21 protein-coding genes are annotated in these 20,472 nt (G+C 69.2%); 16 read left to right on the plus strand and 5 right to left on the minus strand.

Going from position 1 to position 20,472, the window contains the following annotated elements; genetic code table 11:
* Window positions 1-46 precede the first annotated feature (46 nt).
* A complete protein-coding gene (locus ACQP2T_RS22140) occupies window positions 47-1,009 on the minus strand; it encodes an SPFH domain-containing protein (RefSeq protein ID WP_433518007.1) in 963 nt (320 codons plus the stop codon).
* A 149-nt stretch (window positions 1,010-1,158) separates the two neighbouring features.
* Window positions 1,159-2,481: an MFS transporter gene (locus ACQP2T_RS22145; protein WP_433518008.1), complete on the minus strand. Its 1,323-nt coding sequence runs from the start codon at window positions 2,479-2,481 to the stop codon at window positions 1,159-1,161.
* Between the two features lie 85 nt (window positions 2,482-2,566).
* Here ACQP2T_RS22145 and ACQP2T_RS22150 point away from each other — a divergent pair, with 85 nt between their 5' ends.
* The 11 genes from ACQP2T_RS22150 (at window position 2,567) to ACQP2T_RS22200 (ending at window position 13,040) form a co-directional block, all read left to right on the plus strand.
* Window positions 2,567-3,259 (plus strand): GntR family transcriptional regulator, encoded by a 693-nt coding sequence (locus tag ACQP2T_RS22150; RefSeq protein WP_308016272.1) that lies wholly within the window; start codon window positions 2,567-2,569, stop codon window positions 3,257-3,259.
* A gap of 35 nt (window positions 3,260-3,294) precedes the next feature.
* Window positions 3,295-3,657, plus strand: a complete 363-nt coding sequence (locus ACQP2T_RS22155; protein WP_433518009.1) for a DUF2203 domain-containing protein — start codon at window positions 3,295-3,297, stop codon at window positions 3,655-3,657.
* 95 nt (window positions 3,658-3,752) lie between these two features.
* Window positions 3,753-4,754 (plus strand): hypothetical protein, encoded by a 1,002-nt coding sequence (locus tag ACQP2T_RS22160; RefSeq protein WP_433518010.1) that lies wholly within the window; start codon window positions 3,753-3,755, stop codon window positions 4,752-4,754.
* A gap of 4 nt (window positions 4,755-4,758) precedes the next feature.
* A complete protein-coding gene (locus ACQP2T_RS22165) occupies window positions 4,759-5,733 on the plus strand; it encodes a hypothetical protein (protein ID WP_433518011.1) in 975 nt (324 codons plus the stop codon).
* Between the two features lie 113 nt (window positions 5,734-5,846).
* A complete protein-coding gene (locus ACQP2T_RS22170; protein WP_433518012.1) occupies window positions 5,847-6,374 on the plus strand; it encodes a CGNR zinc finger domain-containing protein in 528 nt (175 codons plus the stop codon).
* A 287-nt stretch (window positions 6,375-6,661) separates the two neighbouring features.
* Window positions 6,662-7,276, plus strand: a complete 615-nt coding sequence (locus tag ACQP2T_RS22175; RefSeq protein ID WP_433518013.1) for an alpha-ketoglutarate-dependent dioxygenase AlkB — start codon at window positions 6,662-6,664, stop codon at window positions 7,274-7,276.
* A gap of 258 nt (window positions 7,277-7,534) precedes the next feature.
* Window positions 7,535-9,292: an ABC transporter substrate-binding protein gene (locus ACQP2T_RS22180; protein ID WP_433518014.1), complete on the plus strand. Its 1,758-nt coding sequence runs from the start codon at window positions 7,535-7,537 to the stop codon at window positions 9,290-9,292.
* Between the two features lie 58 nt (window positions 9,293-9,350).
* The gene (locus ACQP2T_RS22185) at window positions 9,351-10,346 is read left to right on the plus strand and encodes an ABC transporter permease (RefSeq protein ID WP_433518015.1); all 996 of its coding nucleotides are present in this window, start codon (window positions 9,351-9,353) and stop codon (window positions 10,344-10,346) included.
* Window positions 10,343-11,242 (plus strand): ABC transporter permease, encoded by a 900-nt coding sequence (locus ACQP2T_RS22190; RefSeq protein ID WP_433518016.1) that lies wholly within the window; start codon window positions 10,343-10,345, stop codon window positions 11,240-11,242. The genes ACQP2T_RS22185 and ACQP2T_RS22190 overlap by 4 nt, the downstream gene beginning before the upstream one ends.
* The gene (locus ACQP2T_RS22195) at window positions 11,239-12,180 is read left to right on the plus strand and encodes an ABC transporter ATP-binding protein (protein WP_433518017.1); all 942 of its coding nucleotides are present in this window, start codon (window positions 11,239-11,241) and stop codon (window positions 12,178-12,180) included. Before ACQP2T_RS22190 ends, ACQP2T_RS22195 begins: the two co-directional genes overlap by 4 nt.
* Window positions 12,180-13,040, plus strand: a complete 861-nt coding sequence (locus tag ACQP2T_RS22200; protein WP_433518018.1) for an ABC transporter ATP-binding protein — start codon at window positions 12,180-12,182, stop codon at window positions 13,038-13,040. Before ACQP2T_RS22195 ends, ACQP2T_RS22200 begins: the two co-directional genes overlap by 1 nt.
* Here the strand turns inward: ACQP2T_RS22200 and ACQP2T_RS22205 are convergent, their stop codons facing one another.
* The 3 genes from ACQP2T_RS22205 to ACQP2T_RS22215 all read right to left on the minus strand — a co-directional run bounded on the left by ACQP2T_RS22205 (window position 13,041) and on the right by ACQP2T_RS22215 (window position 16,609).
* Window positions 13,041-13,553, minus strand: a complete 513-nt coding sequence (locus ACQP2T_RS22205) for a GNAT family N-acetyltransferase (RefSeq protein ID WP_433518019.1) — start codon at window positions 13,551-13,553, stop codon at window positions 13,041-13,043.
* A gap of 94 nt (window positions 13,554-13,647) precedes the next feature.
* Window positions 13,648-15,243: a phospholipase D family protein gene (locus ACQP2T_RS22210; RefSeq protein ID WP_433518020.1), complete on the minus strand. Its 1,596-nt coding sequence runs from the start codon at window positions 15,241-15,243 to the stop codon at window positions 13,648-13,650.
* Entirely contained in the window at window positions 15,221-16,609 is a 1,389-nt protein-coding gene (locus ACQP2T_RS22215; RefSeq protein ID WP_433518021.1) for an amidase, read from the minus strand. The genes ACQP2T_RS22210 and ACQP2T_RS22215 overlap by 23 nt, the downstream gene beginning before the upstream one ends.
* 379 nt (window positions 16,610-16,988) lie before the next feature.
* Here ACQP2T_RS22215 and ACQP2T_RS22220 point away from each other — a divergent pair, with 379 nt between their 5' ends.
* The 5 genes from ACQP2T_RS22220 to ACQP2T_RS22240 all read left to right on the plus strand — a co-directional run bounded on the left by ACQP2T_RS22220 (window position 16,989) and on the right by ACQP2T_RS22240 (window position 20,468).
* The gene (locus ACQP2T_RS22220; protein ID WP_256103823.1) at window positions 16,989-17,225 is read left to right on the plus strand and encodes a hypothetical protein; all 237 of its coding nucleotides are present in this window, start codon (window positions 16,989-16,991) and stop codon (window positions 17,223-17,225) included.
* A gap of 5 nt (window positions 17,226-17,230) precedes the next feature.
* Window positions 17,231-17,776 carry a DUF6879 family protein gene (locus ACQP2T_RS22225; protein WP_433518022.1) on the plus strand — a complete coding sequence of 182 codons (546 nt, stop codon included), beginning with the start codon at window positions 17,231-17,233 and terminating at the stop codon, window positions 17,774-17,776.
* Entirely contained in the window at window positions 17,691-18,608 is a 918-nt protein-coding gene (locus ACQP2T_RS22230) for a helix-turn-helix domain-containing protein (protein ID WP_433518023.1), read from the plus strand. The genes ACQP2T_RS22225 and ACQP2T_RS22230 overlap by 86 nt, the downstream gene beginning before the upstream one ends.
* Before the next feature lie 134 nt (window positions 18,609-18,742).
* Window positions 18,743-19,900, plus strand: coding sequence for a hypothetical protein (locus tag ACQP2T_RS22235; protein ID WP_433518024.1), 1,158 nt, complete (start codon window positions 18,743-18,745; stop codon window positions 19,898-19,900).
* Entirely contained in the window at window positions 19,893-20,468 is a 576-nt protein-coding gene (locus tag ACQP2T_RS22240; RefSeq protein ID WP_433518025.1) for a 3'-5' exonuclease, read from the plus strand. The genes ACQP2T_RS22235 and ACQP2T_RS22240 overlap by 8 nt, the downstream gene beginning before the upstream one ends.
* Window positions 20,469-20,472 lie beyond the last annotated feature (4 nt).

A 20,472-nucleotide genomic window follows, 5' to 3' on the forward strand; every position in this document is an offset into this window, starting at 1 on the left:
CGGGATCACCTCAACGGGCGGGATCACCCCAGCGGGCCGGGATCCCTCAGCGGGTCGGCGTCACGATGGACTGCGGGTTCCCCGGGGCGTAGACGGTGATGCCCTGGGGGAGTGACTTGAGCTTGTCGATCTCGGCGCAGGCCGGGCACTTGTCGTAGCCCTCCTGCCGGGCCTGGTTCGCGGCCGACTCGGCCTTGGCCTGGGCCACCCGGGCCTGGGCCTCGGAGACGGCGGCGTTGGCGGCCAGCGATCTGTCCACTGCCTGCTGCACCTCGGCCGGCAGCGTCACCTTGGCCAGGGTGAACCGCAGGCCGGTGAAGAACTCGCCGCCCAGCGCCTGGGGCAGGTCCTGGGCCAGGGTGGCGTTGATGGCGTTCTGGACCCTGGTGATGTTCGTGTTGCTGCTCTGGGCCTTGGTGTCGGCGCCCTGGTCCTTGAGCGCCGTGTTCACCAACAGGGAGCACGAGGGGACGAGTTCGGCGCAGCGCATGTTGCCCAGCTGTCCGCGTAGCGCGTTGTCCACCACGGGGCGGACGGCCTGGCCGAAGAACGCCGACCAGCCGTCGTCGCCGTCCCAGGCGGCCAGCGACTCGTCGTTCTGCGCGCGGTACGTGCGCGTGCCGTACTTGTCGTCGAATCTCTTCAGCGCGTCGTGGTCGAGGTTGAGCGTGAAGTACAGGGTGCCCTCGATGCCCAGGTTCACGCCGTCGCTGCTCGGCACCGTCACCACGTCCACGCCGAGCGTGGTGGCGCGCTTGGCGTCGGCGGTGATCGTGTAGAAGCGCTGCTGCGCGGGATAGGGGTGGACGGAGGACCACATGCCCGTCCAGGTCAGGCCGGAGCCCGGGTCGATGACCTGGCGTACCTGGTTGTCGTCGAACCAGCCGCCGTCGCGGACGACGGCGACCTCGCCGCCTTCGGTGCTCTCCAGACCGCCGATCGCCCCGATGACGGTGGGGATGGCGAGCAGCGCGGCGAGGACCAGGATGATCGACAGAGTGATGCGCACGGAGACCTCCCGCGCGGGCGGCGGTGGCAGCCACCGCCCGCGCATTTCGCGGCAGGACTTGCGGAGGGTACGGCCGATCACGTGGACGGTGTCCGGCCGAGGATGGGACGCTCAGGTCCCGTCATGAGACGTCGCTGAAGCCGGCGGGCTCAGGCTCGTTGCGGGATGTCGCCGGGGTCGGCGGCGGGGTCGGCGGTGATGTCCAGGTCGCGGGTCTCCGGCGCGATGGCCAGGCCGACGGCCGTGACGGCCAGCGCGGCCACCACGTAGAGGGAGACCGCCGTCGTGGTGCCGTACGCGGCGAACAGCTTCAGCGCGATGATCGGAGCCAGCGCGCCCCCGACGATCCCGGCGACCTGGTATCCCATGGACGCGCCGCTGTAGCGCAGCCTGGTGCTGAACAGCTCGGCGATGAAGGCGGCCTGCGGGCCGTACATCGCCGCGTGGGTGATGAGCGCGACGATCGCGGCCAGGGCGATCAGCGGGAACGACTTGGTGTCGAGCAGCGGGAAGAAGACGAACACCCAGACCGCGGCGCCGATGACGCCCGCGAAGTAGACGGGCCGCCTGCCGACCCGGTCCGACAGCGCGCCGAACAGCGGGATCAGCGCCAGTTGCAGCGCCGACCCGATCAGCACCGCGTTCAGCCCCACCGAGCGCTCCAGCTTCAGCGGGCCGGTGATGTAGACCAGGATGTAGGCGGTGAAGGTGTAGAAGGCCACGTCCACGCCGATGCGCGCGGTGAAGGCCGACAGCAACGCGCGCGGGTGCGTACGCAGCACCTCCAGCAGCGGCATCTTCGCCTTGGCGCCCTGCTGGGCCAGCTGCGCGAACAGCGGCGACTCCGTGACCTTCAGCCGGACCCAGAGCCCGACGAGCACCAGCACGCCCGACAGCAGGAACGGCACCCGCCAGCCCCACGACAGGAACGCCGCGTCCGACAGCGTGAAGGACAGGATCGCCAGCGTCCCGGTGGCCAGCACGTATCCGGCGGGCACGCCCACCTGCGGCCAGCTGGCGTTGAAGCCGCGACGGCGGTCGTCGCCGTGCTCCAGCGACATGATGACCGCGCCGCCCCACTCGCCGCCCAGGCCCAGCCCCTGTATGAACCTGAGTGTGGCCAGCAGGACCGGCGCGAGCGCGCCGACGCTGTCGTAGCCGGGCAGCACGCCGATGAGGAACGTCGAGACGCCCATCACCAGCAGCGTCACGACCAGCACGGTCTTGCGGCCCGCGCGGTCGCCGAAGTGGCCGAACACGATCCCGCCCAGCGGCCGGGCCACGAACGCGACCGCGTTGGTCGTCAGGGCCAGCAGGGTCGCGTTGAGCGGGTCGAAGGTGGGAAAGAACAGCTTGCCGAAGACCAGCGTCGCCGCGGTGGTGTAGAGGAAGAAGTCGTACCACTCCAAAGAGGTGCCGATCAGGCTGGCGAGGATCACCCGCCGGGTCTGCCGCGTGGAGCCTGTCATCATCGCTCCTTCGATCAGGGGGTTCTTATCAACATAAGGATCGTTGAACAATTCGACAAGAGGTTTGTTGGATGATTCCCTGTTGACTGTGGATGACGCGGCGGACAGCCCCCTTGCGGATCTCGAACATGACCGGTCCAGGCTGGGCCGCAGCAGCACGGCCGAGCGGGTGGCCGACATCCTGCGCGACCGTGTCACCGAGGGCTTCTTCGAGCCAGGTCAGCGCCTGTCCGAGGAGGCCATCGCGGACGCGCTCGGCGTGTCGCGCAACACGCTGCGCGAGGCGTTCCGGCTGCTCGGCCACGAGGGGCTGCTGGACCACCGGCTCAACAGGGGCGTGTTCGTCCGGATCCTGTCGGCCGAGGACGTCGCGGACCTCTACCGCGTACGCCGGGTGATCGAGGGCGCGGCCGTCCGGCGCCGCCCGAGCGGCCAGGAGCTGGCCGTGATCAGGGAGGCCGTGGCCGACGCCGAGCGGGCCGCCGCCGACGACGACTGGCGCGGCGTGGGCACCGCCAACATCCGCTTCCACCAGGCGCTGGTGACGCTCAACCAGAGCCCCCGGCTCGACGAGGCCATGCGCCAGCTCCTGGCCGAGCTGCGGCTGGTCTTCCACGTCATGAAGAACCCGCGCGCCTTCCACGAGCCGTTCGTCACCCGCAACCGCAAGCTCCTCGAGCTCCTCGAAGCCGACCGGCCGGACGAGGCCGCCGCCTTCCTCGACGCCTACCTCGACGACGCCGAGCAACTGCTCGTGCGCGCCTACGAGCCCAACCGGTGAAAGCGCCGAGCGCGCCCAACCGGTAGCGTTCGGGCATGGCCAGGACGTTCACCCTCGACGAGGCGCGCTCGCTCATGCCCTCGATCATCGACGAAGCCGGCGTGCTGATCGCCGCCCGCGCCGACCTGGCCGAGATCGCCTTCGACCGCGAGAGCGCCGGCGGGTCCGCGCTGGGCGGCATCCCCGAGATGAAGGCGATCGAGGCGCGCATCGAGGAGATCCTGAGCACCTGGACCGGGCAGGGCATCGAGGTGAAGGGGATCGCGCCGGTCCTCATCGACTTTCCCGCCGTGCTCGACGGGGTGTCCGTACGCCTGTGCTGGATCGAGGGCGAGACCGAGCTGACCTGGTATCACCGCACGGACCTGGGCTTCCCGGGCCGCCGCCCGCTGCGCTGACCACCTGTCCTGGCGGGCACATGAATGTGTCTCACCTGTGATCAACCCGTTTCACTCCGCCGCTATCTAACCGGACGAGTGAAGGGAACACCACCATGAGGCACACCTCAGCGGCCGCCGCGCTCCTCGCGTCGGCGGTCATCGGCGGGCTGGGGATCACTCCCCCCGCCGCGCACGCCCAAGCAGGCCCTTCCCAGGTCCGGGCGGCCTGGATCAAGACCTGCACCGACAAGAAGACCGAGACCACCTACCCCTGCGGCCACTGGCAGCTGATCACGCGTGACGGCGGGAAGCTCACCGTCAAGGACGCCGCCGCCGCCGAGATCGACGGCAAGGGCAGGAAGCTCGACGACGCCGGCGTGTTCGCCATCAGCGGCGACGGCCGCGTGATCGCCTACGAGCGGGCCGGCGACCACCGCATCGTCGTACGGCAGGTGGCGGGCGGACCGGTCAAGGTGCTGGCCGCGTCCCTGGTGCCCAAGCGGTACGGGACGAGCCCGCTCAGCCTGTACCTGTCGCCCCAGGGGGACAAGCTGCTGGTCGACTCCACCGACGACAAGGAGCGCGTCCCCGCCAAGGTGGTCACGATCGCCACCGGCAAGATCGTCGAACTGCCCGCCAAGGACTCGATGAGCGGCTTCAGCGGCGATGGGGGCGAGGTGCTGGCCCAGCGCTTCAGGCGCGACAACACCTCCACGCTGATCGCGTACCGGGCCGACGGCACCTCGATCAAGCGCACGCCGTCGCAGGTCGTGGCGAACTCCGCCATGACCGCACTGGCCGCGGACGGCAAGACCGTCGCGGTGATCATCTCGGGGGACGAGGAAGCCAAGAAGGCCCCTCGGCTGCGGATCTACGACCTGGAGACCGGGGACCTCTCCGCGGGCGTGGATCTGGCGCTGAAGCCGGCACAGACGCCGTACCTCGCCCAGTGGACCGCGGACGGGCGGCTCATGGTGCACGTGCAGACAGGCGACGAAGGCTCGACGGCGGTGGTACGGGAGTTCACCGTCGACACGCAGACCGGCGCCGCCACGCAGACGGACAAGTACTCGATCAGCAAGACCAGGTACGCCTTCAGAGTGGCAGGGGAGTGACACCATGAAGATCAGGATCGCCGTGGCGATCGCGGCAGGGCTGGCCGCCCTGGTGACCGCGCCTCAGGCCGCCCAGGCCATGCCGCACGACCACCACGACGGCATCCGCTACGCCTCGGTCAAGGGCTGCACGGTCAAGGGCGAGCAGCGGCCGTGCGGGGGGTGGCGGCTGGTGATGCACAGCGGGGAGAAGGGCTCCCTGCCCGACGCCGAGACCATCGCCCGCGAGGCGAACGGCAAGTCGTCGCACACCCAGGTCGCGCCCATCGCCGTCAGCGGCAATGGTCAGCGCGTCGCGTACTTCGACAAGTCCGGGCGGCTGGCCGTACGGACCATGGGGGGCGGGGTGAAGGTCTTCGCCAAGGACGCGCTGCCGCGCGTGGCCCAGTACGACGTGACGTTCCAGCTCTCCGACGACGGCGGCCGGCTCGCGGCCGTGTTCGGCACCAACAAGGCGGTGAAGACGCGGATCTTCGACACGGGCACCGGCGCCCTGCTCGGCTCGACGCCCGGCGCGCAGACGCTGCTCGGCTTCAGCGCCGACGGCGGCGAGCTGCTGACCGAGGTCTCCGCCGACGAGTCGGTCACGGACCTGATCGCCTACAGCGAGTCCGGCGAGCAGCTGTACCGGGCCACGCCGCCGCAGATCGTCGCCTCGAACGCCCCGTCGGCCCTCGCGGCCGACGGCCGGACGACCGCGAACGTCGTCATGGGCGGCGCCAAGTCCCAGCTCGTCCTGTACGACATGCAGAGCGACCAGGTCATCGCCAAGCGGAAGGTCAAGCTGCCGGCCGGCGAGCTCAACATGATCGACTGGACCGGCGACCGGCAGGTGACGCTGCACCTCGTGCAGTACCCCGACGGCAAGGCGAACAAGATGACGATCGTCCAGATCGACACCGAAACCGGGGCCGTCAAGGTCCGGGACCACTACTCGCTCCTGAAGGACAGCTACGTCTTCGCGGCCTGCGGCGGCTGAGCTCTCCTCAGGTTAGACGCGGCACGGCGGGGCTGGGGGAGCCCTGCCGTTTCCGTGTCCGCAGGGCTGGGGGAGCCCCGCCGTTTCGGTGTTCGCGGGCATACGCTGCTGGCGTGGCGGTTCACTCGACCAAAGCGATGGCGGCCCGGGCCGTGGATCTGTGCGTCGCGCTGCTGCACGAGGAGCCGTCGGCGGAGTCGGTCGCGCGGGTGCTGCGCGACCACGGCGAAACCGGCGACCTGGACCTGGGCGAGGCAGACCTGGCGGCGATGCGGGCCGCGGCGGAGCGGCTGGTCGCCGTCTTCGCCGCGGCCGGTCCCGATCTGGCGGCCGCCCGGCTGAACGATCTTCTGGCGACGGCCGCGCGGGCGCCCCGCCTGACGAACCACGGGGACACGACTCCGTGGCACCTGCACGTGGACGGCGACGACTACGCGCCGTGGGGGGAGTGGTTCCTGGCCTCCTCGGCCCTGGCGCTGGCCGTCCTGCTGGCCGATCACCAGCGCATGCCGGGCGGGCTGTGCGCCTCGGCCACCTGCCGCCGGCCGTACCTGGACCTGGGGGGCGGCAGCCCGCGGCGCTACTGCAGCACGCGGTGCGCCACCCGCGAACGCGTCGCCGCCCATCGCGGCCGCACCTGATCGTCTCAGCGGCAACCGGTCCGGCAGTAAACGGCCCGGCAGTAAACGGCCCGGCAGCAAATGGCACAAACGGGCAGTGAGGTAACAGGCGTGACGGGCGGGGATACCCGATACTGGACCCGTGGGGATCGGCGGCCTGCGTGGCCGCCCCGGTCTGTACGGGCTGCGTGCCGTACAGACCGGGCGGGTGGGACGACGAGCCGCGCGCCCGGCCGTCACAGGCCGGGCGCAGCCGGTCTGCGCACCTAATCGAATGAATGTTTGAACGATCGCCTACACTTGATGCCATGACGGCTGTTTTCCAAGCTTCTCTGCTCGGAGCCGACGAGCTCGTCGGCTCGGCGATCCGCCGGACGCCTCTGGAGCGCGGGGCGTGGATCGACTTCGGGCCCGGCTGGCTGGCGGAGGCCGACGCGCTGTTCTCCCGGCTGTGCGAGGTGGTGCCGTGGCGGGCCGAACGGCGCCGGATGTACGACAAAGTCGTCGACGTGCCGCGGCTGCTCGCTTTCTACGACGAGGACGAGCCACTGCCCGACCCGGCGCTCGACGACGCCCTGCGCGCGCTCAACGAGCGCTACGCCGAGGAGCTCGGGGAGCCGTTCCGCACGGCCGGGCTCTGCTTCTACCGCGACGGCCGCGACAGCGTGGCCTGGCACGGCGACACCCTGGGCAGGGGCGGCAGCGAGGACACCATGGTCGCGATCATCTCGGTCGGCGCCCCGCGCCCGCTGCTGCTGCGCCCCCGGGGCGGCGGCGCGTCGATCCGGCACGATCTGGGGCACGGCGACCTCATCGTGATGGGCGGCAGCTGCCAGCGCACGTGGGAGCACGCCATCCCCAAGACCACCCGCCCCACCGGGCCGCGCATCAGCATCCAGTTCAGGCCGCGCGGCGTGCGCTGAGGACGAAGCCCCGTGACGAGGCGCGCGTCCGCTGAGTACGAGCCCCGTGACGTGGCGAACCGGTTAGCCGGCGCCGCCTGAAACTTTCATCCGCCTGCCGCCCATCGGAGCGATAGGCGGCGCTAATCGCTGCCCGAATCTCCCTCGGCTATTGACGCGCCCCGCGCGCAAATTTACGTTCGCGGGTACTTACCCGGTTCAGTTCGGGGCGACAGACGGTCGAACCTCCGCCGACGGCGGCGGGGTAAGGAGAGCGAGATGCGCGAAGGGGCGCGGATCCTGATTCCGCTCCTGGCGACGGCCCTGGCCGCCGCCGCATGTACCGGCGGCGGCGCCACGCCGACCGCTCCGAACTCCCAGCCGGCGAGCGCGCCCGCCGCGAACCCCGGCAATCCAGGCTCGCTGCCCCGCAACCAGACTCTCTACACGACGGGCACCCAGTGGGGGCCACCGGCCAACTTCAACCCGATCCGCGAATGGGACTCCGCGGTCGGCACCAAAGGGCTGGTCTACGAGACGCTGTTCCACTACGACCCCAACGCCGCCAAGCTGACCCCGTGGCTGGCCGAGAGCGGCGGCTGGACGAGCGACACGGTGTACGAGGCGAAGATCCGCACCGGCATCACGTGGGCGGACGGCCAGCCGATGACCGCCAAGGACGTCGTGTTCTCCTACGAGCTGGGCAAGATGAAGACGGTCCCGTTCCACAACGTCTGGGACTGGCTCAAGAGCGTCGAGGCGCCCGACGCCCAGACGGTCCGCTTCACCTTCGCCAAGGCCAACTACCAGGAGTGGGACTACAACCTCTACAACCGCGTCGTCGTGCCCGAGCACATCTGGCGCGGCCGTTCGGAAGAAGACGTGCTCAACGGGGTCAACGACGATCCGGTCGGCACCGGGGCGTACAAGTTCCAGAGCCACGACCAGGACCGGGTGGTCCTGGTCAAGCGGGACGACTGGTGGGGCAGGACGGCGCTCAAGATGGATCCCAAGCCGAAGTACATCGTCGACGTCGCCACCCCCAGCAACGAGGTCGCCTTGGGCATGCTGCTCCAGAAGGGCATGGACCTCAGCAACAACTTCCTGCCCGGCGTGGCCAACCTGGTCAAAGGCAACTTCGGCATCACCTCCTTCTACGACCAGCCGCCGTACATGCTGTCGGCCAACACCGCCTGGCTGGTGCCCAACACCACGAAGAAGCCGATGGACGACCCCGCCTTCCGCAAGGCGCTGGCCGCCTCCGTCGACACCAAGAAGATCGTCGAGGGCGTCTACGGCAACCTGGTCAAGGCGGCCGGCCCGACGGGGCTGCTGCCGCAGTGGGACCAGTACGTCGACCAGGGCGCGGTGAGCCAGGGCGGCTTCTCCTTCGACCTGGCCAAGGCCAAGAAGACGCTGGCCGACGCCGGATACAAGGACCGCGACGGTGACGGCCTGGTCGAGGGCAAGGACGGCGGCAAGATCGACCTGACCATCATCGTGCCCTCCGGCTGGACCGACTGGATGGAGGCGGCCCGGGTCATCGCCGGCAGCGCCAAGGCGGCCGGCATCAACGTCGAGCCCGACTTCCCCGACTACAACGCGCTGGTCGCCAAGCGCGGCAAGGGCGACTTCGACCTGCTGCTCAACAACGAGCGCGGCCTGTCCAACAGCCCGTGGACGTACTACGACTACATGTTCCAGCTGCCCATCCAGAAGACGCAGAACACCGTCAACTTCGGCCGCTATGAGAACAAGGCGGCCTGGGCCCTGGTGCAGCGACTGGACCAGGTCAAGACCGACGACGTGGCGGAAATGAAGTCGCTGACCGGGCAGCTGCAGAAGATCCATCTGGCCGAGCTGCCGATCATCCCCCTCTGGTACAACGGCCTGTGGGCCCAGTCCAGCGTGAGCGTGTGGAAGAACTGGCCGTCCGCGGCGCAGGGCGCGCCCAAGACGGCGCCCGCCATGTGGCGCAACTGGCTCGAACTCGGCGGTTTCGAGACGCTCACCCAGCTCCAGCCCGCCGCCTCCTGACCCTCGCGCCCTCTCCTCCCGCGCTCCTGCGGGGAGGGGGCCTACTGGGAGACCTCACGTGCGCCAATACTTCGGCCGGAAACTCCTGATCTACGGGCTGACCTTCGTCGTCGCCGTCACCGTCAACTGGATGATCCCGCGCTTCATGCCCGGCGACCCCGTGTCCAGCATGGTCGCCAGGGCCAACCTGACGCAGCCCGAGGCCGTCGAGACGATGCGGGCCTACTACACCGATCTGTTCGGCTTCGACCAGCCGCTGTGGCGGCAGTACCTCAACTTCTGGGCGGCGCTGCTGCACGGCGACTTCGGCATCAGCATCTGGGTGTTCCCGACCCCGGTCAGGACCGTGATCCTGAACGCGGTGCCGTACACCCTCGGGCTGATGATCCCCGCCATCCTGCTGAGCTGGGTGGTCGGGAACCGGTTCGGCGCGTTCGCGGCGCGGCGCAAGCTGCTCGACAACACGCTCCTGCCGATCGGGTACGTGCTGACGGCCACGCCGTACATGTGGCTGGCGGTGATCCTGGCCTGGGCGCTGGGCGTCATCGCCGGGCTGTTCCCGGTGGCCGGGGGCTACAGCTTCTCGCTCCAGCCCAGCTGGTCGGCGACGTTCCTGCTGGACCTGCTGCACCACTGGGCGCTGCCGTTCCTGTCGCTGTTCCTCGTCGCGCTCGGCGGCTGGGCGATCGGCATGCGAAATATGATCATTTATGAGCTTGAATCGGACTACGCGAACTATCTGGCCGCGCTCGGCGCGCCCGCCCGGCTGATCCGGCGCTACGCCTTCAGGAACGCCGTGCTCCCGCAGGTCACCGGGCTGGCGCTGCAGCTGGGCGTGCTGGTGGCCGGGGCGCTGGTGACCGAGATCGTCTTCTCCTATCCGGGGCTGGGCAGCCTGATACTCAAGGCGATCCAGAACCAGGACTTCTTCCTGCTGCAGGGCGCCTTCATGTTCATCGTGATCGGCGTGCTGGTGGCCAACTTCGTCATCGACATCGTCTACGTCGTGATCGATCCCAGGACCAGAGCGGGAATGGCGGGTGCCCAGGCATGACGACCCTCTCGGAACCGTCCGAGTCGTACGACGCGCCGCCAGTGCGCGTCGTACGGCGGGAGGCGCTGTACTTCGCCGTACGCAACGGCAAGCTGATGGCCGGGAGCGGCCTGGTGCTGCTCCTGCTGCTCCTCGGCCTGTTCGGCCCGGTGCTCCTGGCCACGGGGGAGCCCAACGAGTACGTGGCCGGGCCGATGCTGCCGCCCTCATCGGAGCACTGGTTCGGCACCACGACGTTCGGCCAGGACGTCTTCACCCAGTTCGTCCACGGCCTGCGCACCACCTTCGCCGCCGGGGCGCTCGGCGGCGGCATCGCCGCGGTCATCGCGATGGTGATCGGCTTCACCGCCGGCTACCGGGGCGGGATCGTGGACGAGATCCTCACCATGGTGACCAACGTCGTGCTGGTCATCCCGGCGCTGGCCGTGCTGCTCATCATCAACGCCTACCTCGGCATCCGCAGCGTCGGCGTCCAGGCGCTGTTCATCGGGCTGACGTCGTGGCCGTGGGCGGCGCGGGCGATCAGGGCGCAGACGTTCTCGCTGCGTACCCGCGACTTCGTGGACCTGGCCAGGCTGAGCGGTGTGAGCGGCAGGAGGATCATCGCGAGGGAGATCGCGCCCAACATGAGCTCCTACCTGTTCATGACGTTCATCCTGCTGTTCGGCGGCGCGATCCTCATCGCCTCCTCGCTCGACTTCATCGGCCTCGGCCCGACGCAGGGCATCTCGCTCGGGCTCATGCTGCAGAACGCCACCCAGTGGAGCGCGCTCCAGCTGGGCCTGTGGTGGTGGTTCGTCCCGCCGGGCGCGGCCATCACGGCGATCGTGGGCGCCCTGTACGTCGCCAACGTCGGCCTCGACGAGGTCTTCAACCCGAAGCTGAGGGCCACATGAGCCTGCGCGTTGAGGACCTGAGGGTGTACTACCGCACCCTCGAAGGCGAGGTGAAGGCACTCGACGGGGTCTCGTTCGCGATGGGCGACGGCGAGATCCTCGGCCTGACGGGCGAGTCGGGGTGCGGCAAGACCACCCTGGGCAAGAGCCTGATCCGCATGGACGGCCGGATGCGCCACGCCGGCGGCACGGTCGAGCTCGACGGCCGCGAGCTGCCCATCTCCGATGACCGGCGGATGAACGACTTCCGCTTCCACGAGGTCTCGCTCATCCCGCAGTACTCGATGAGCGCGCTGAACCCCACTCGCAAGATCGGCAAGATGGTGACCGAACTGCTCAGGTCACGCGGCGCCACCCTCGACCCCAAGGAGCTGAACAGCCGCCTCGACCTCGTCGGCCTGCCGCGCGAGGTGCTCGGCCGCTATCCCATCGAGCTGTCCGGCGGCATGAAGCAGCGCATGGTGATGGTCATCTCGACGCTGCTCGACCCGTCGCTGCTCATCGCCGACGAGGTCACCTCCGCTCTGGACGTCTCCACGCAGAAGGCGGTCGCCAGGGCCCTGCTCGGCTTCCGCGACGGCGGCTACGTCAAGAGCATGATCTTCATCACCCACGACCTCGCGCTCACCGCCCGCCTCGCCGACACGATCATGGTGATGTACGCCGGCAAACTGGCCGAGAAGGCACCCGCCGAGCAGGTCATCAAGGCGGCGCGCCACCCGTACACCCGGCTGCTGATCAACTCGCTGCCCGAGGTCGGCGTCCGGCACGACGACCGGCGGCTGACCGGCATCGCCGGCGGCCCGCCGTCGCTGCTCGACCCGCCGAAGGGCTGCCGCTTCCGCGACCGGTGCCCGCTGGCCGGCGAGGAGTGCCTGGCGGAGCCGCCCGCCGTGGAGATCGAGCCGGACCACTTCGTCGCGTGCTGGAAGGCCTGATGCTGAGACTCGACAACGTCACCAAGGTCTACAAGGTAGGGACGTTCGGCGGAAAGACCGTCACGGCCGTCGACAGGGTGAGCTTCGACGTCCGGCCGGGCGAGGTCGTCTCCCTGATCGGGGAGAGCGGCAGCGGCAAGAGCACCATCGGCCGGATGATCCTCGGCCTGACCCCGGTCACCAGCGGCTCGATCACCGTCGACGGCGTCCCGGTCAAGCCCGGCAAGGACTACTACCGGGGCGTCCAGGGCGTCTTCCAGGACCCGTTCAGCTGCTACAACCCGGTGTTCAAGGCCGACCGCGTGTTCCGCATGATCAAGGAGACGTACTACCCGTCGGTCCCCGAGCCCGAGTGGGCCGAGCGGGTGCGCGCGGCTGTCCAGGACGTGCGGCTCAACCCCGGCGAGGTGCTCGGCAAGTACCCCCACCAGCTCAGCGGCGGCCAGCTCCAGCGACTGCTGATCGCCAGAGCGCTGCTGCTCGACCTCAAGCTGCTGATCGCCGACGAGATCACCAGCATGCTCGACGCCTCGACCCGCATCGACGTGCTGAACCTGCTGGCCGACCTCAAGACCCGCGGCCTGGCCGTCCTGTACGTCACCCACGACCTGTCGCTGGGCAACTACCTGGCCGAGCGCACCGTGGTGCTGCGGCGCGGCACGGTCGTCGAGATGGGCCCGACCGGCGCGGTCTTCGGCGATCCCCTGCACCCCTACACGCGCGAGCTCATCGCCGCGGTGCCCAGGCTGCACGCCCCCTGGGAGGACGCCCCGCCCACCGGCACCTGCCGCTACCACGAGACAGGCGGGGCGGCCGATCAGGAGCACTTCGTGGCCTGCGCGTGCGGGGAGCTCGCGTGACTACTTCTCCGGCCGCAGCACCGAATACAACAGCTGGTCGTGCCAGCTCCCGCCGCGCCACTGGGCCCGGCGGATCACGCCTTCACGTTCGAACCCGGCGTTGGCCAGCGCGCCCTGCTCGGCGAGGTTGGTGACATCGGTGATGGCCTCGATCCGTTCGGCCCGGGTGTGGTCGAACAGGTACGTCACCAGCTCGCGGTGCGCCCGGCTGCCGACGCCCTTGCCGCGGTGGCGCGGGAAGATCACGATGGACAGCGACCAGCACCAGGAGGTGTGCCGCGGACCCCAGATCCGCTGGAACCAGTGCATCCACCCGGCAACCTCGCCACGGGCATCAATGGTGAAATAGCCGCCCTCGGGGCTCAGCAGCCCGCTCGCCGCGAACTCCTCGCGCATCATGTGCAGGGTGCGATGGCCGAACCACTGCTGCTCGCCGGTCCCCTTCGGGCTGCTCAGATTCTCCTCGAACACATCCAGGTCCGCCGCACGGACCGGGCGCAGGCTCACGTTCACTCGGATTCCCTTCCTCAGCTGCACAGAGCCGTACAGGATAGGGCAGCGCGCCGCCGAGTGATCACGGAGGGTGGCCTCAGGACAGCAGCGAGCGCTAGAAAGTCCTGGATCTCCGCAGTGCGGGAGGCCGCCCGTCGGGATCGACCGCCAGGCGGTAGAGCGGCGTGGCGAGCAACCCGCGCACCCGGGGCAGCTCGGGGTAGGAATGCGGCCGCAGCCGCCCCGGCGGCCGCGGCCCCTTCCGGCCGCCCGCGTGCCAGGCTTCGAGCCGCGCCGCCGCGTCGGCGAAGGCGTCGAACGCGGCCACGGGATCGCACAGCTCGTCGCGAGCCGCGCCGTCCTCCGGTAGATCCAGATGCTCGCCCATCAGCGCCAGGCGCAGCTCGCGGGCGAACCGCCGGGCGCCGTGCGGCTCGCGCGGATCCTCCCGCTCATCGAGTACGGCACAGCTCAGCTCCGAGTCGTAGCTCCAGGAGCGCAGGTTGACGTTGTCGGAGCCGACCGAGGCCCACACGTCGTCGACCACGCAGACCTTGGCGTGCACGTAGACGGGGGTGCCCTCATGGTTCTCCAGGTCGTACAGGGCGACCCGGTCGCCGCCCGCCCGCAGCAGCCGGTTCAGCGCGTGGACCCGGCCGATCAGGCTCGCGGGCCCGGCCAGCCACCCGTCCTGGTCGGGATGGCGGGGCACCACGATGACCATCCGCAGACCGGGCTCGCGTTCCAGCGCCTCGGCGAACGGCTCGATCACATCCGTGGACCACAGATACTGATCTTCCAGGTAGACCAGCGAACGGGCCCGGCCGAGCACCTTCTGGTAGGCGTGCGCCACGCTCCGCTCGCCCTCCGGCGCGAACGGGTAGCCGCTACGCCTGGCGGGATAGGTGCGCAGGATCTGTACGGTGTGCGTGCCCGCAGGGGGCGGCGGCGGCCCCGGCTCGGGCAGCGGAGGAACATCGTCCATCCTGGCGAAATGGTCGCGCAGCCGCCTGATCGGATCCCTGGTCTCCGGCGCCGGGTCCTCCCACCGCTCGCAGAACACCTTCTCCACCTCCGCCACCGCCGGGCCGTGGATGGCGACCTGGACGTCGTGCCACGGGGGCCGCCGGCCGTACTCGCCGGGCATCGGGCACGCCTGCGGATCACCGAGGTGGTCGGCGTCGTCCCGGCGGCTGTGACACAGGTCGATGCCGCCGAGGAAGGCCACGTCGGCGACCGGATCGCCGTCATGACGCAGGATGACGAACTTCTGGTGGTGCGAGCCGCCCGGCTTGGTCCGCGTGTCGAGGACGGCCTGCCCGCCCGCGGCCTCGATCGCCTCGCCCAGGTGCCGGTTCTCGGCCGAGCTGAAGCGTAACCGGTCCAGGTGCGAACGCCATATGAGCCCCCTGACCAGCGCACCTTTGTGCGCGGCGGCGGCCATCGCGTCACCCACGGAGGGCCCGTTCTCGGTGAGCCGCTCGTCGGGATCGCCGCGCCAGTCGGCGAACAGGAGTAAGTCGTCCTCGCGCAGCGCCTCGACGCAGGCCTTCAGCTCGGCGAAGTAGGTCGCGCCGTGGATCAGCGGGCGTACGTCGTTACCCGTCGACCAGGCGTCGAGCCTGGACGCCGGGTTTCCTCTTTCCTGGTCCGTGAGGAACCAGTCCTGGATCCGCATCCGCTCCCGGCTACCCGGGCGGAGGGCCTCCATGCGTGGCCCCGGCGGTTTCGAACAGCAGGTGCTCCCCACCGGGACGGCAGACGAGCTGCAGCCCGACCGGCAGGCCGCGCACCGTTCCGGCCGGGACACTCAGCGCCGGAAAACCGACCACGTTCCACATGCTCGTCAGGGCGAGCAGCGCGGCTCGCACGGCGACGGACCCGCCGTCCAGCTCGGTCGCCCGCTGACCGAGCGCGACGGGCTCGCCGTCCGGCTCGACCGTGCGCTGGCCGAGCAACGGCGCGGTGAGCGGTACGGTCGGCAGCGCGAGCACGTCATGCCGCTCGAACAGCGCGCCGACGCTCTCGGTGAGCCGTGGGCGGGCCCGCATGGCCCGCACATACCGCCAGCCCGGCATCTCGGCGGCGCCGCGCACGCGTTCGAGCAGTTCGGGGTCGAACAGCTCGGGCGCCTCGGCCAGCCGGTCGGCGTGTACGGCCGCCGCCTCGCTGCTCTGGATGGCGATGTAGGTCTCGCGTAGCTCGTCCACGTCCTTGGCAGGGAACGCGACCTCCTCCAGCGGTCCGGTGCCCGTTTCCACGGCCCGGCGTACCGTACGGGCCACCTGGGGGTCGCAGGCGAACAGCCCGGTGGGATCGAGCCAGGCGACCCGCGCCGGACGGCCGTCGTCCTTTGGGGCTCCGGCAGGGACGAGGGACCGGTAGGCGATCAGGCAGTCCTCCTCGTGGCCCGCGAGAAGGCCGACGGTGTCGAAGCTCTGCGCCAGAGGGAAGACGCCGTCGACCGGGATCGCCCCGTACGCGGGCTTGAAACCGGCGACCCCGCATAAGGCCGCCGGAATGCGGACCGAGCCACCGGTGTCGGTGCCGAGGGCCAGCGGGACCATACCCGCCGCCACGGCGACCGCGCTGCCGCCGCTGGAGCCGCCCGACATGCGCGCGGGTTCCCACGGATTGCGCGACGGGCCGGCGGCGGAACGATCGCCCGTGGGGCCGTACGCGAACTCGTGGGTGTTGGTCTTGCCGATGACGACGGCCCCGGCCTGGCGCAGGCGGGTCACGCAGGCGGCGTCGGCGACCGCGACGTGACCGGCGAAGTGCCGCGAGCCCATGGTCGCGGGCAGCCCGGCGACCATGATGAGGTCCTTCACGCCGACCGGCACACCGTGCAGCGGCCCCCGGTTGACGCCCCCGGCCAGCTCCTCGTCCGCGCGCCGCGCCGCGGCCCGCGCACCGGCGGCGTCCACGGTGATGAACGCGTTGAGCAGCGGGTCGGCCTCGGCGATGGCGTCGAGCGCCAACTGGACCAGCGCCGTGGAGGTGGTCCGGCCGTCGCGCAGGTCCCGTGCGAGGCCAGCGATCGTACGCCCGGTGAAGGGGCCAGAGGGTGTCGGCATAGGACCTCACCGTAGAGGTATTCCGCTCGTCATCCTGGTCGTGGTGGGCGCCTGCGCGGTGACCATCTTCGCCTCCAGTACGGAGAGCGGAGGGCCCGCGCAGGTTTCCACACCTTCTCGATGACACCGACGTGGGATCCCCAAGGGGACTCAACTTGAACCCTGTTCTCGCCAGGTACGTCCGCGAACACGCAGGTCAAGGTTAGAACGGGATTGGCACCCACGGCCAGGGCCACGCGGCCCGGCTACGCCGGTCACTCCTTGTTCGTGCACGTGGTGCCCTGGCTCGGTGACAGGGACCGGCCACGCTTGACGCTCCCACTCCTGCCCGGCACCATGACCGAGAACGGTTCGCCAAGTTTCTCGCAACGGAGGCATCATGCGCGCTCAGTTCCTCGGCAAGGACCCGGAGTCTCAGGAGGGGCAGTCCCCGACCCTCTTCGCCACCGACCGCACCGACCGGGTGACGTACATCGCCCAAGGCTGGAAGGTCACCGACCCCCAGGCGCTCGCGGATGTCGGGGACGTGCCCGACCACGAGACCCTGATCGAGATCCCGGAGGACGTGCTCAAGATGTACGCCCGCCGCTACCTGGAGCAGGAGGGTCAGCACTGAGCCGCATGATCGAACCCGGCCCTGAGTTCGGCCGGCTCTTCCGTAGCTTCGAGCACACCGCCTTCCGGCTGGAGACGCGCGACCTCTACAAGTCCGCCAACGAGGCCACAGCGCTCGAACAGTTCGCGGCCGGTGAGCCTGTGGACATGGGCTGGTTCCAGAGCTGGCTGTCCATGATCGAGGAGGCCACCGCGGAAGGGCGGCTGTTCACCCGCGTCCGTGTGGTCACCATGCCGCTCACGACCTACAGCCGCTTCGGCATCCACTGCTCGGGCTACACCAACAAGGTCGGTGAGGTCACTCGATACCTCGCGCGTCACGACGCGGCTGGCCTGCCGGACTATGACTACTGGTTGTTCGATTCGCGCAAGCTGGTGCGGATGCACTTCGACAGCGATGAGAACTTCCTGGGCGGCGAACTGATCGAGGACCCCGCCGAGATCGTGCAGCACAACTACTGGCGAGATGCGGCCTGGCACCGCGCCGTACGACGGGACGACTTTGCCACCGAAGCGAACGACCGGCATCACCAGCGTTCACGAAGCACGTGATGCGCTCGGCAAGCGACTCCGCGAGCTCCGCACCGCCGCAGGACTGAGCGGGCGGGCACTCGCGGAGTCGTTGTCGTGGCCGCCCTCGAAGGTCAGCAAGCTGGAGAACGGCAAGCAGACGCCGACCGACGACGACATCCGGGACTGGACGCGAGCGACCAACAGCGAGGGCGAGATGGAAGGGTTGCTCGCCTCCCTGCATACGCTTGAGGTGCAGCACGCCGAGTGGCAACGCCAGCTGCGTGTCGGCTTGAAACCGCACCAACAAGAGGTCGCGGACATCAATGCCAAGACGCGGCTATTCCGGGCGTTCGAGTCCACCTTCATCCCCGGCTTGCTCCAGACTGCCGAGTACGCCCGTTACCGCTTCGCGCAGAGCATCACGGTCTTCAAGGTTCGCAACGACATTGACGAAGCGGTCGCCGCGCGGGTGCAGCGCCAAGGCATCCTGTACAGGGCCGACAAGCGCTTCCACTTCGTGCTGACCGAAGCGGCCCTGCGCTACCGGCTGTGCCCACCCGAGATCATGCTCGGGCAGCTTGACCGCCTCGTCTCGCTGTCAGCCCTGCCCAACGTGAAGCTCGGCATCATCGGGTTCGAGACGGCTTACGTTGTCGCACCTGCTCACGGCTTCTGGTTGCTGGACAACGACCGCGTGATGGTCGAGACCTTCTCGGCCGAGCTGAACCTTGCCCAGCCGCAGGAAATCGCGCTGTACGGCGGCATCTTCGAGAGCCTGGCCGGAGTCGCCAGCTATGGCCGCAGTGCGCGGGCGATCATCAACCGAGTTATTGACGATCTTGCTACTGAACCCTCGGAAGATGGCGACTGATTTCCGGGCCATTCACTCGTCTGAGGCGTTTCGAGAAATGCCAAGAAACTTTCTATTCACTGCGGCTTTTCCTTCCTACTCTGCCGGTAGGGACGCCGAACAGCGTCCATCCGTAAGGGACTTGGGAGTAGTCAGTGGCGACCCGCGTTGCCCTGCTGAGCAGGGATCAGATCGACAAGCTTCCCGACCGTGCCCGCGAGGTCGTGGAGTACCGCAAGAGCGGTCTTAGCCTGAACCACATTCAGGGGTGTCCGCTGGACTGCGCGTACTGCATCCGGCACACCTACGGCCTGTGGGACCAGCGTGTACCGCGGGCGCTCATGTCCGACGCCCAGGCCGTTGAGGAGCTGGTGACTCATCGATACTTCCAGCCGCACGTGACCCCGGTGCAGGTGTTCAACCGGGCGACCGACCCGTTCCTCCCGGTCGTCAGGCCGCACACCCTCGCCGTGCTGGAAGACCTGGACGAGCGCGAGCTGACCAACCACGTCCTGGTCATCACCAGGCACCAGATGAAGCCCGAGGACATCGAGCGGCTGAACCAGCTCAAGCACATCAAGCTGACGCTGCTGTTCACCTACAGCGGCATCGACAACAAGGACGTGGAACCGTACCCGTCATCCGTGGCGGCTGACTCCCTGAAGCTCATGAGCAGGCCGGCACGGCGCCGGTATCGCACAGTTCTCTACTGGCGTCCGCTGGTGCCGGGCCTCAACGACTCACCCGAGCACCTGGAGGCGGCCTACCGGCTGGCTCAGCACGCCGACGCTACGGTGTTCACCGGTCTGTTCTACCGCGACGAGATCGCGGACTACTACAAGGCCAACGGCCTGCCAGAGCCGTACGAGGACACCGCCCGCCGCAAGATCGTGCCCGAGACGCTGGAACAGCGGGTACTGGCCAGGTTCGACGCCGCGACGCCGTTGTTCCGCAAGACCAGTTGCGCGGTTGCCTACGCGCATGGCCTGCCGGACTACAACGGGCACATCGGCATCCCGGAGCTGTGCGACATCTGCCCGCTGAGTCAGCTCGAACTCTGCCGGAACGCGCACACGCAACCGTCACCCGAGCGGTTGCGAGAGGTCGCGGAGCGCCTGCCCGAGGCGCGTGGTCTTGTGGTCGTGGACATCACCGAGCGGGCGGCCGTGGTGTCCGGCCTGGAGACCGAGCAGCCGCGCTACTACCTGCAACACGCCCTCGGCTTCCAGGTTCACGACGTGCGCCACCCGCACCGTGAACGTCGGCACGGCCGTGCCGACATCGGCTGGAAGGGCGAGAAGCAAGATGACTGACTGGACGAGCCTGAGCTTCGTGGTCGTGGATGTCGAGGGCAACGGCCAGCAGCCGCCCGACCTGGTGGAGCTGGCCGCCGTGCCCGTGGTCGGCGGGGTCATCGGGGAGCCGCTGAGCTGGCTGGTGAAGCCGGACGCGCCCATCAAGCATTTCGCCACCCGCATCCACGGCCTGACCAACAAGGACGTGGCCGACTGCCCGTCCTTCGAGGACATCTCCGGCAACGTGCTCGCCGCCCTGGACACTGACGCCCTCGTGGCGCACAACGCGCACGTTGACCTCGGCGTGCTGAGCCGCAAGCTCACCGGCTGGGAGTCGCCCGAGGTGTTCGACACGCTGAAGTTGGCGCGGCGGTTGGTGCCGGGCCTCGGCAGCTACCGGCTCGGCAACTTGGTCGAGGCGTACAGCCTGGCCGAAGGACTGCCCGACGACCTCAGCCCGCACCGCGCGACGTATGACGCGCTGGTCGCCGCGCGCCTGTTCGTATTGCTCGCCACCAAGGCCGCGAGCCTGGAAGACCTGCGTGGCCAACCTCCCAAGGAGGCCGGTGAAGATGCTCTCTTCTAGCGGC

Source organism: Nonomuraea sp. CA-143628, from assembly GCF_050942315.1.
GTDB lineage: Bacteria > Actinomycetota > Actinomycetes > Streptosporangiales > Streptosporangiaceae > Nonomuraea.

Excerpts from the sequence above, each read along its gene's own strand:
- ACQP2T_RS22145 (WP_433518008.1), bottom strand. The coding sequence starts at position 2,481 with ATGATGACAGGCTCCACGCGGCAGACCCGGCGGGTGATCCTCGCCAGC.
- ACQP2T_RS22155 (WP_433518009.1), top strand. The coding sequence starts at position 3,295 with ATGGCCAGGACGTTCACCCTCGACGAGGCGCGCTCGCTCATGCCCTCG.
- ACQP2T_RS22160 (WP_433518010.1), top strand. The coding sequence starts at position 3,753 with ATGAGGCACACCTCAGCGGCCGCCGCGCTCCTCGCGTCGGCGGTCATC.
- ACQP2T_RS22165 (WP_433518011.1), top strand. The coding sequence starts at position 4,759 with ATGAAGATCAGGATCGCCGTGGCGATCGCGGCAGGGCTGGCCGCCCTG.
- ACQP2T_RS22175 (WP_433518013.1), top strand. The coding sequence starts at position 6,662 with ATGACGGCTGTTTTCCAAGCTTCTCTGCTCGGAGCCGACGAGCTCGTC.
- ACQP2T_RS22180 (WP_433518014.1), top strand. The coding sequence starts at position 7,535 with ATGCGCGAAGGGGCGCGGATCCTGATTCCGCTCCTGGCGACGGCCCTG.
- ACQP2T_RS22190 (WP_433518016.1), top strand. The coding sequence starts at position 10,343 with ATGACGACCCTCTCGGAACCGTCCGAGTCGTACGACGCGCCGCCAGTG.
- ACQP2T_RS22195 (WP_433518017.1), top strand. The coding sequence starts at position 11,239 with ATGAGCCTGCGCGTTGAGGACCTGAGGGTGTACTACCGCACCCTCGAA.
- ACQP2T_RS22200 (WP_433518018.1), top strand. The coding sequence starts at position 12,180 with ATGCTGAGACTCGACAACGTCACCAAGGTCTACAAGGTAGGGACGTTC.
- ACQP2T_RS22210 (WP_433518020.1), bottom strand. The coding sequence starts at position 15,243 with ATGGAGGCCCTCCGCCCGGGTAGCCGGGAGCGGATGCGGATCCAGGAC.
- ACQP2T_RS22215 (WP_433518021.1), bottom strand. The coding sequence starts at position 16,609 with ATGCCGACACCCTCTGGCCCCTTCACCGGGCGTACGATCGCTGGCCTC.
- ACQP2T_RS22220 (WP_256103823.1), top strand. The coding sequence starts at position 16,989 with ATGCGCGCTCAGTTCCTCGGCAAGGACCCGGAGTCTCAGGAGGGGCAG.
- ACQP2T_RS22225 (WP_433518022.1), top strand. The coding sequence starts at position 17,231 with ATGATCGAACCCGGCCCTGAGTTCGGCCGGCTCTTCCGTAGCTTCGAG.
- ACQP2T_RS22230 (WP_433518023.1), top strand. The coding sequence starts at position 17,691 with ATGCGGCCTGGCACCGCGCCGTACGACGGGACGACTTTGCCACCGAAG.
- ACQP2T_RS22240 (WP_433518025.1), top strand. The coding sequence starts at position 19,893 with ATGACTGACTGGACGAGCCTGAGCTTCGTGGTCGTGGATGTCGAGGGC.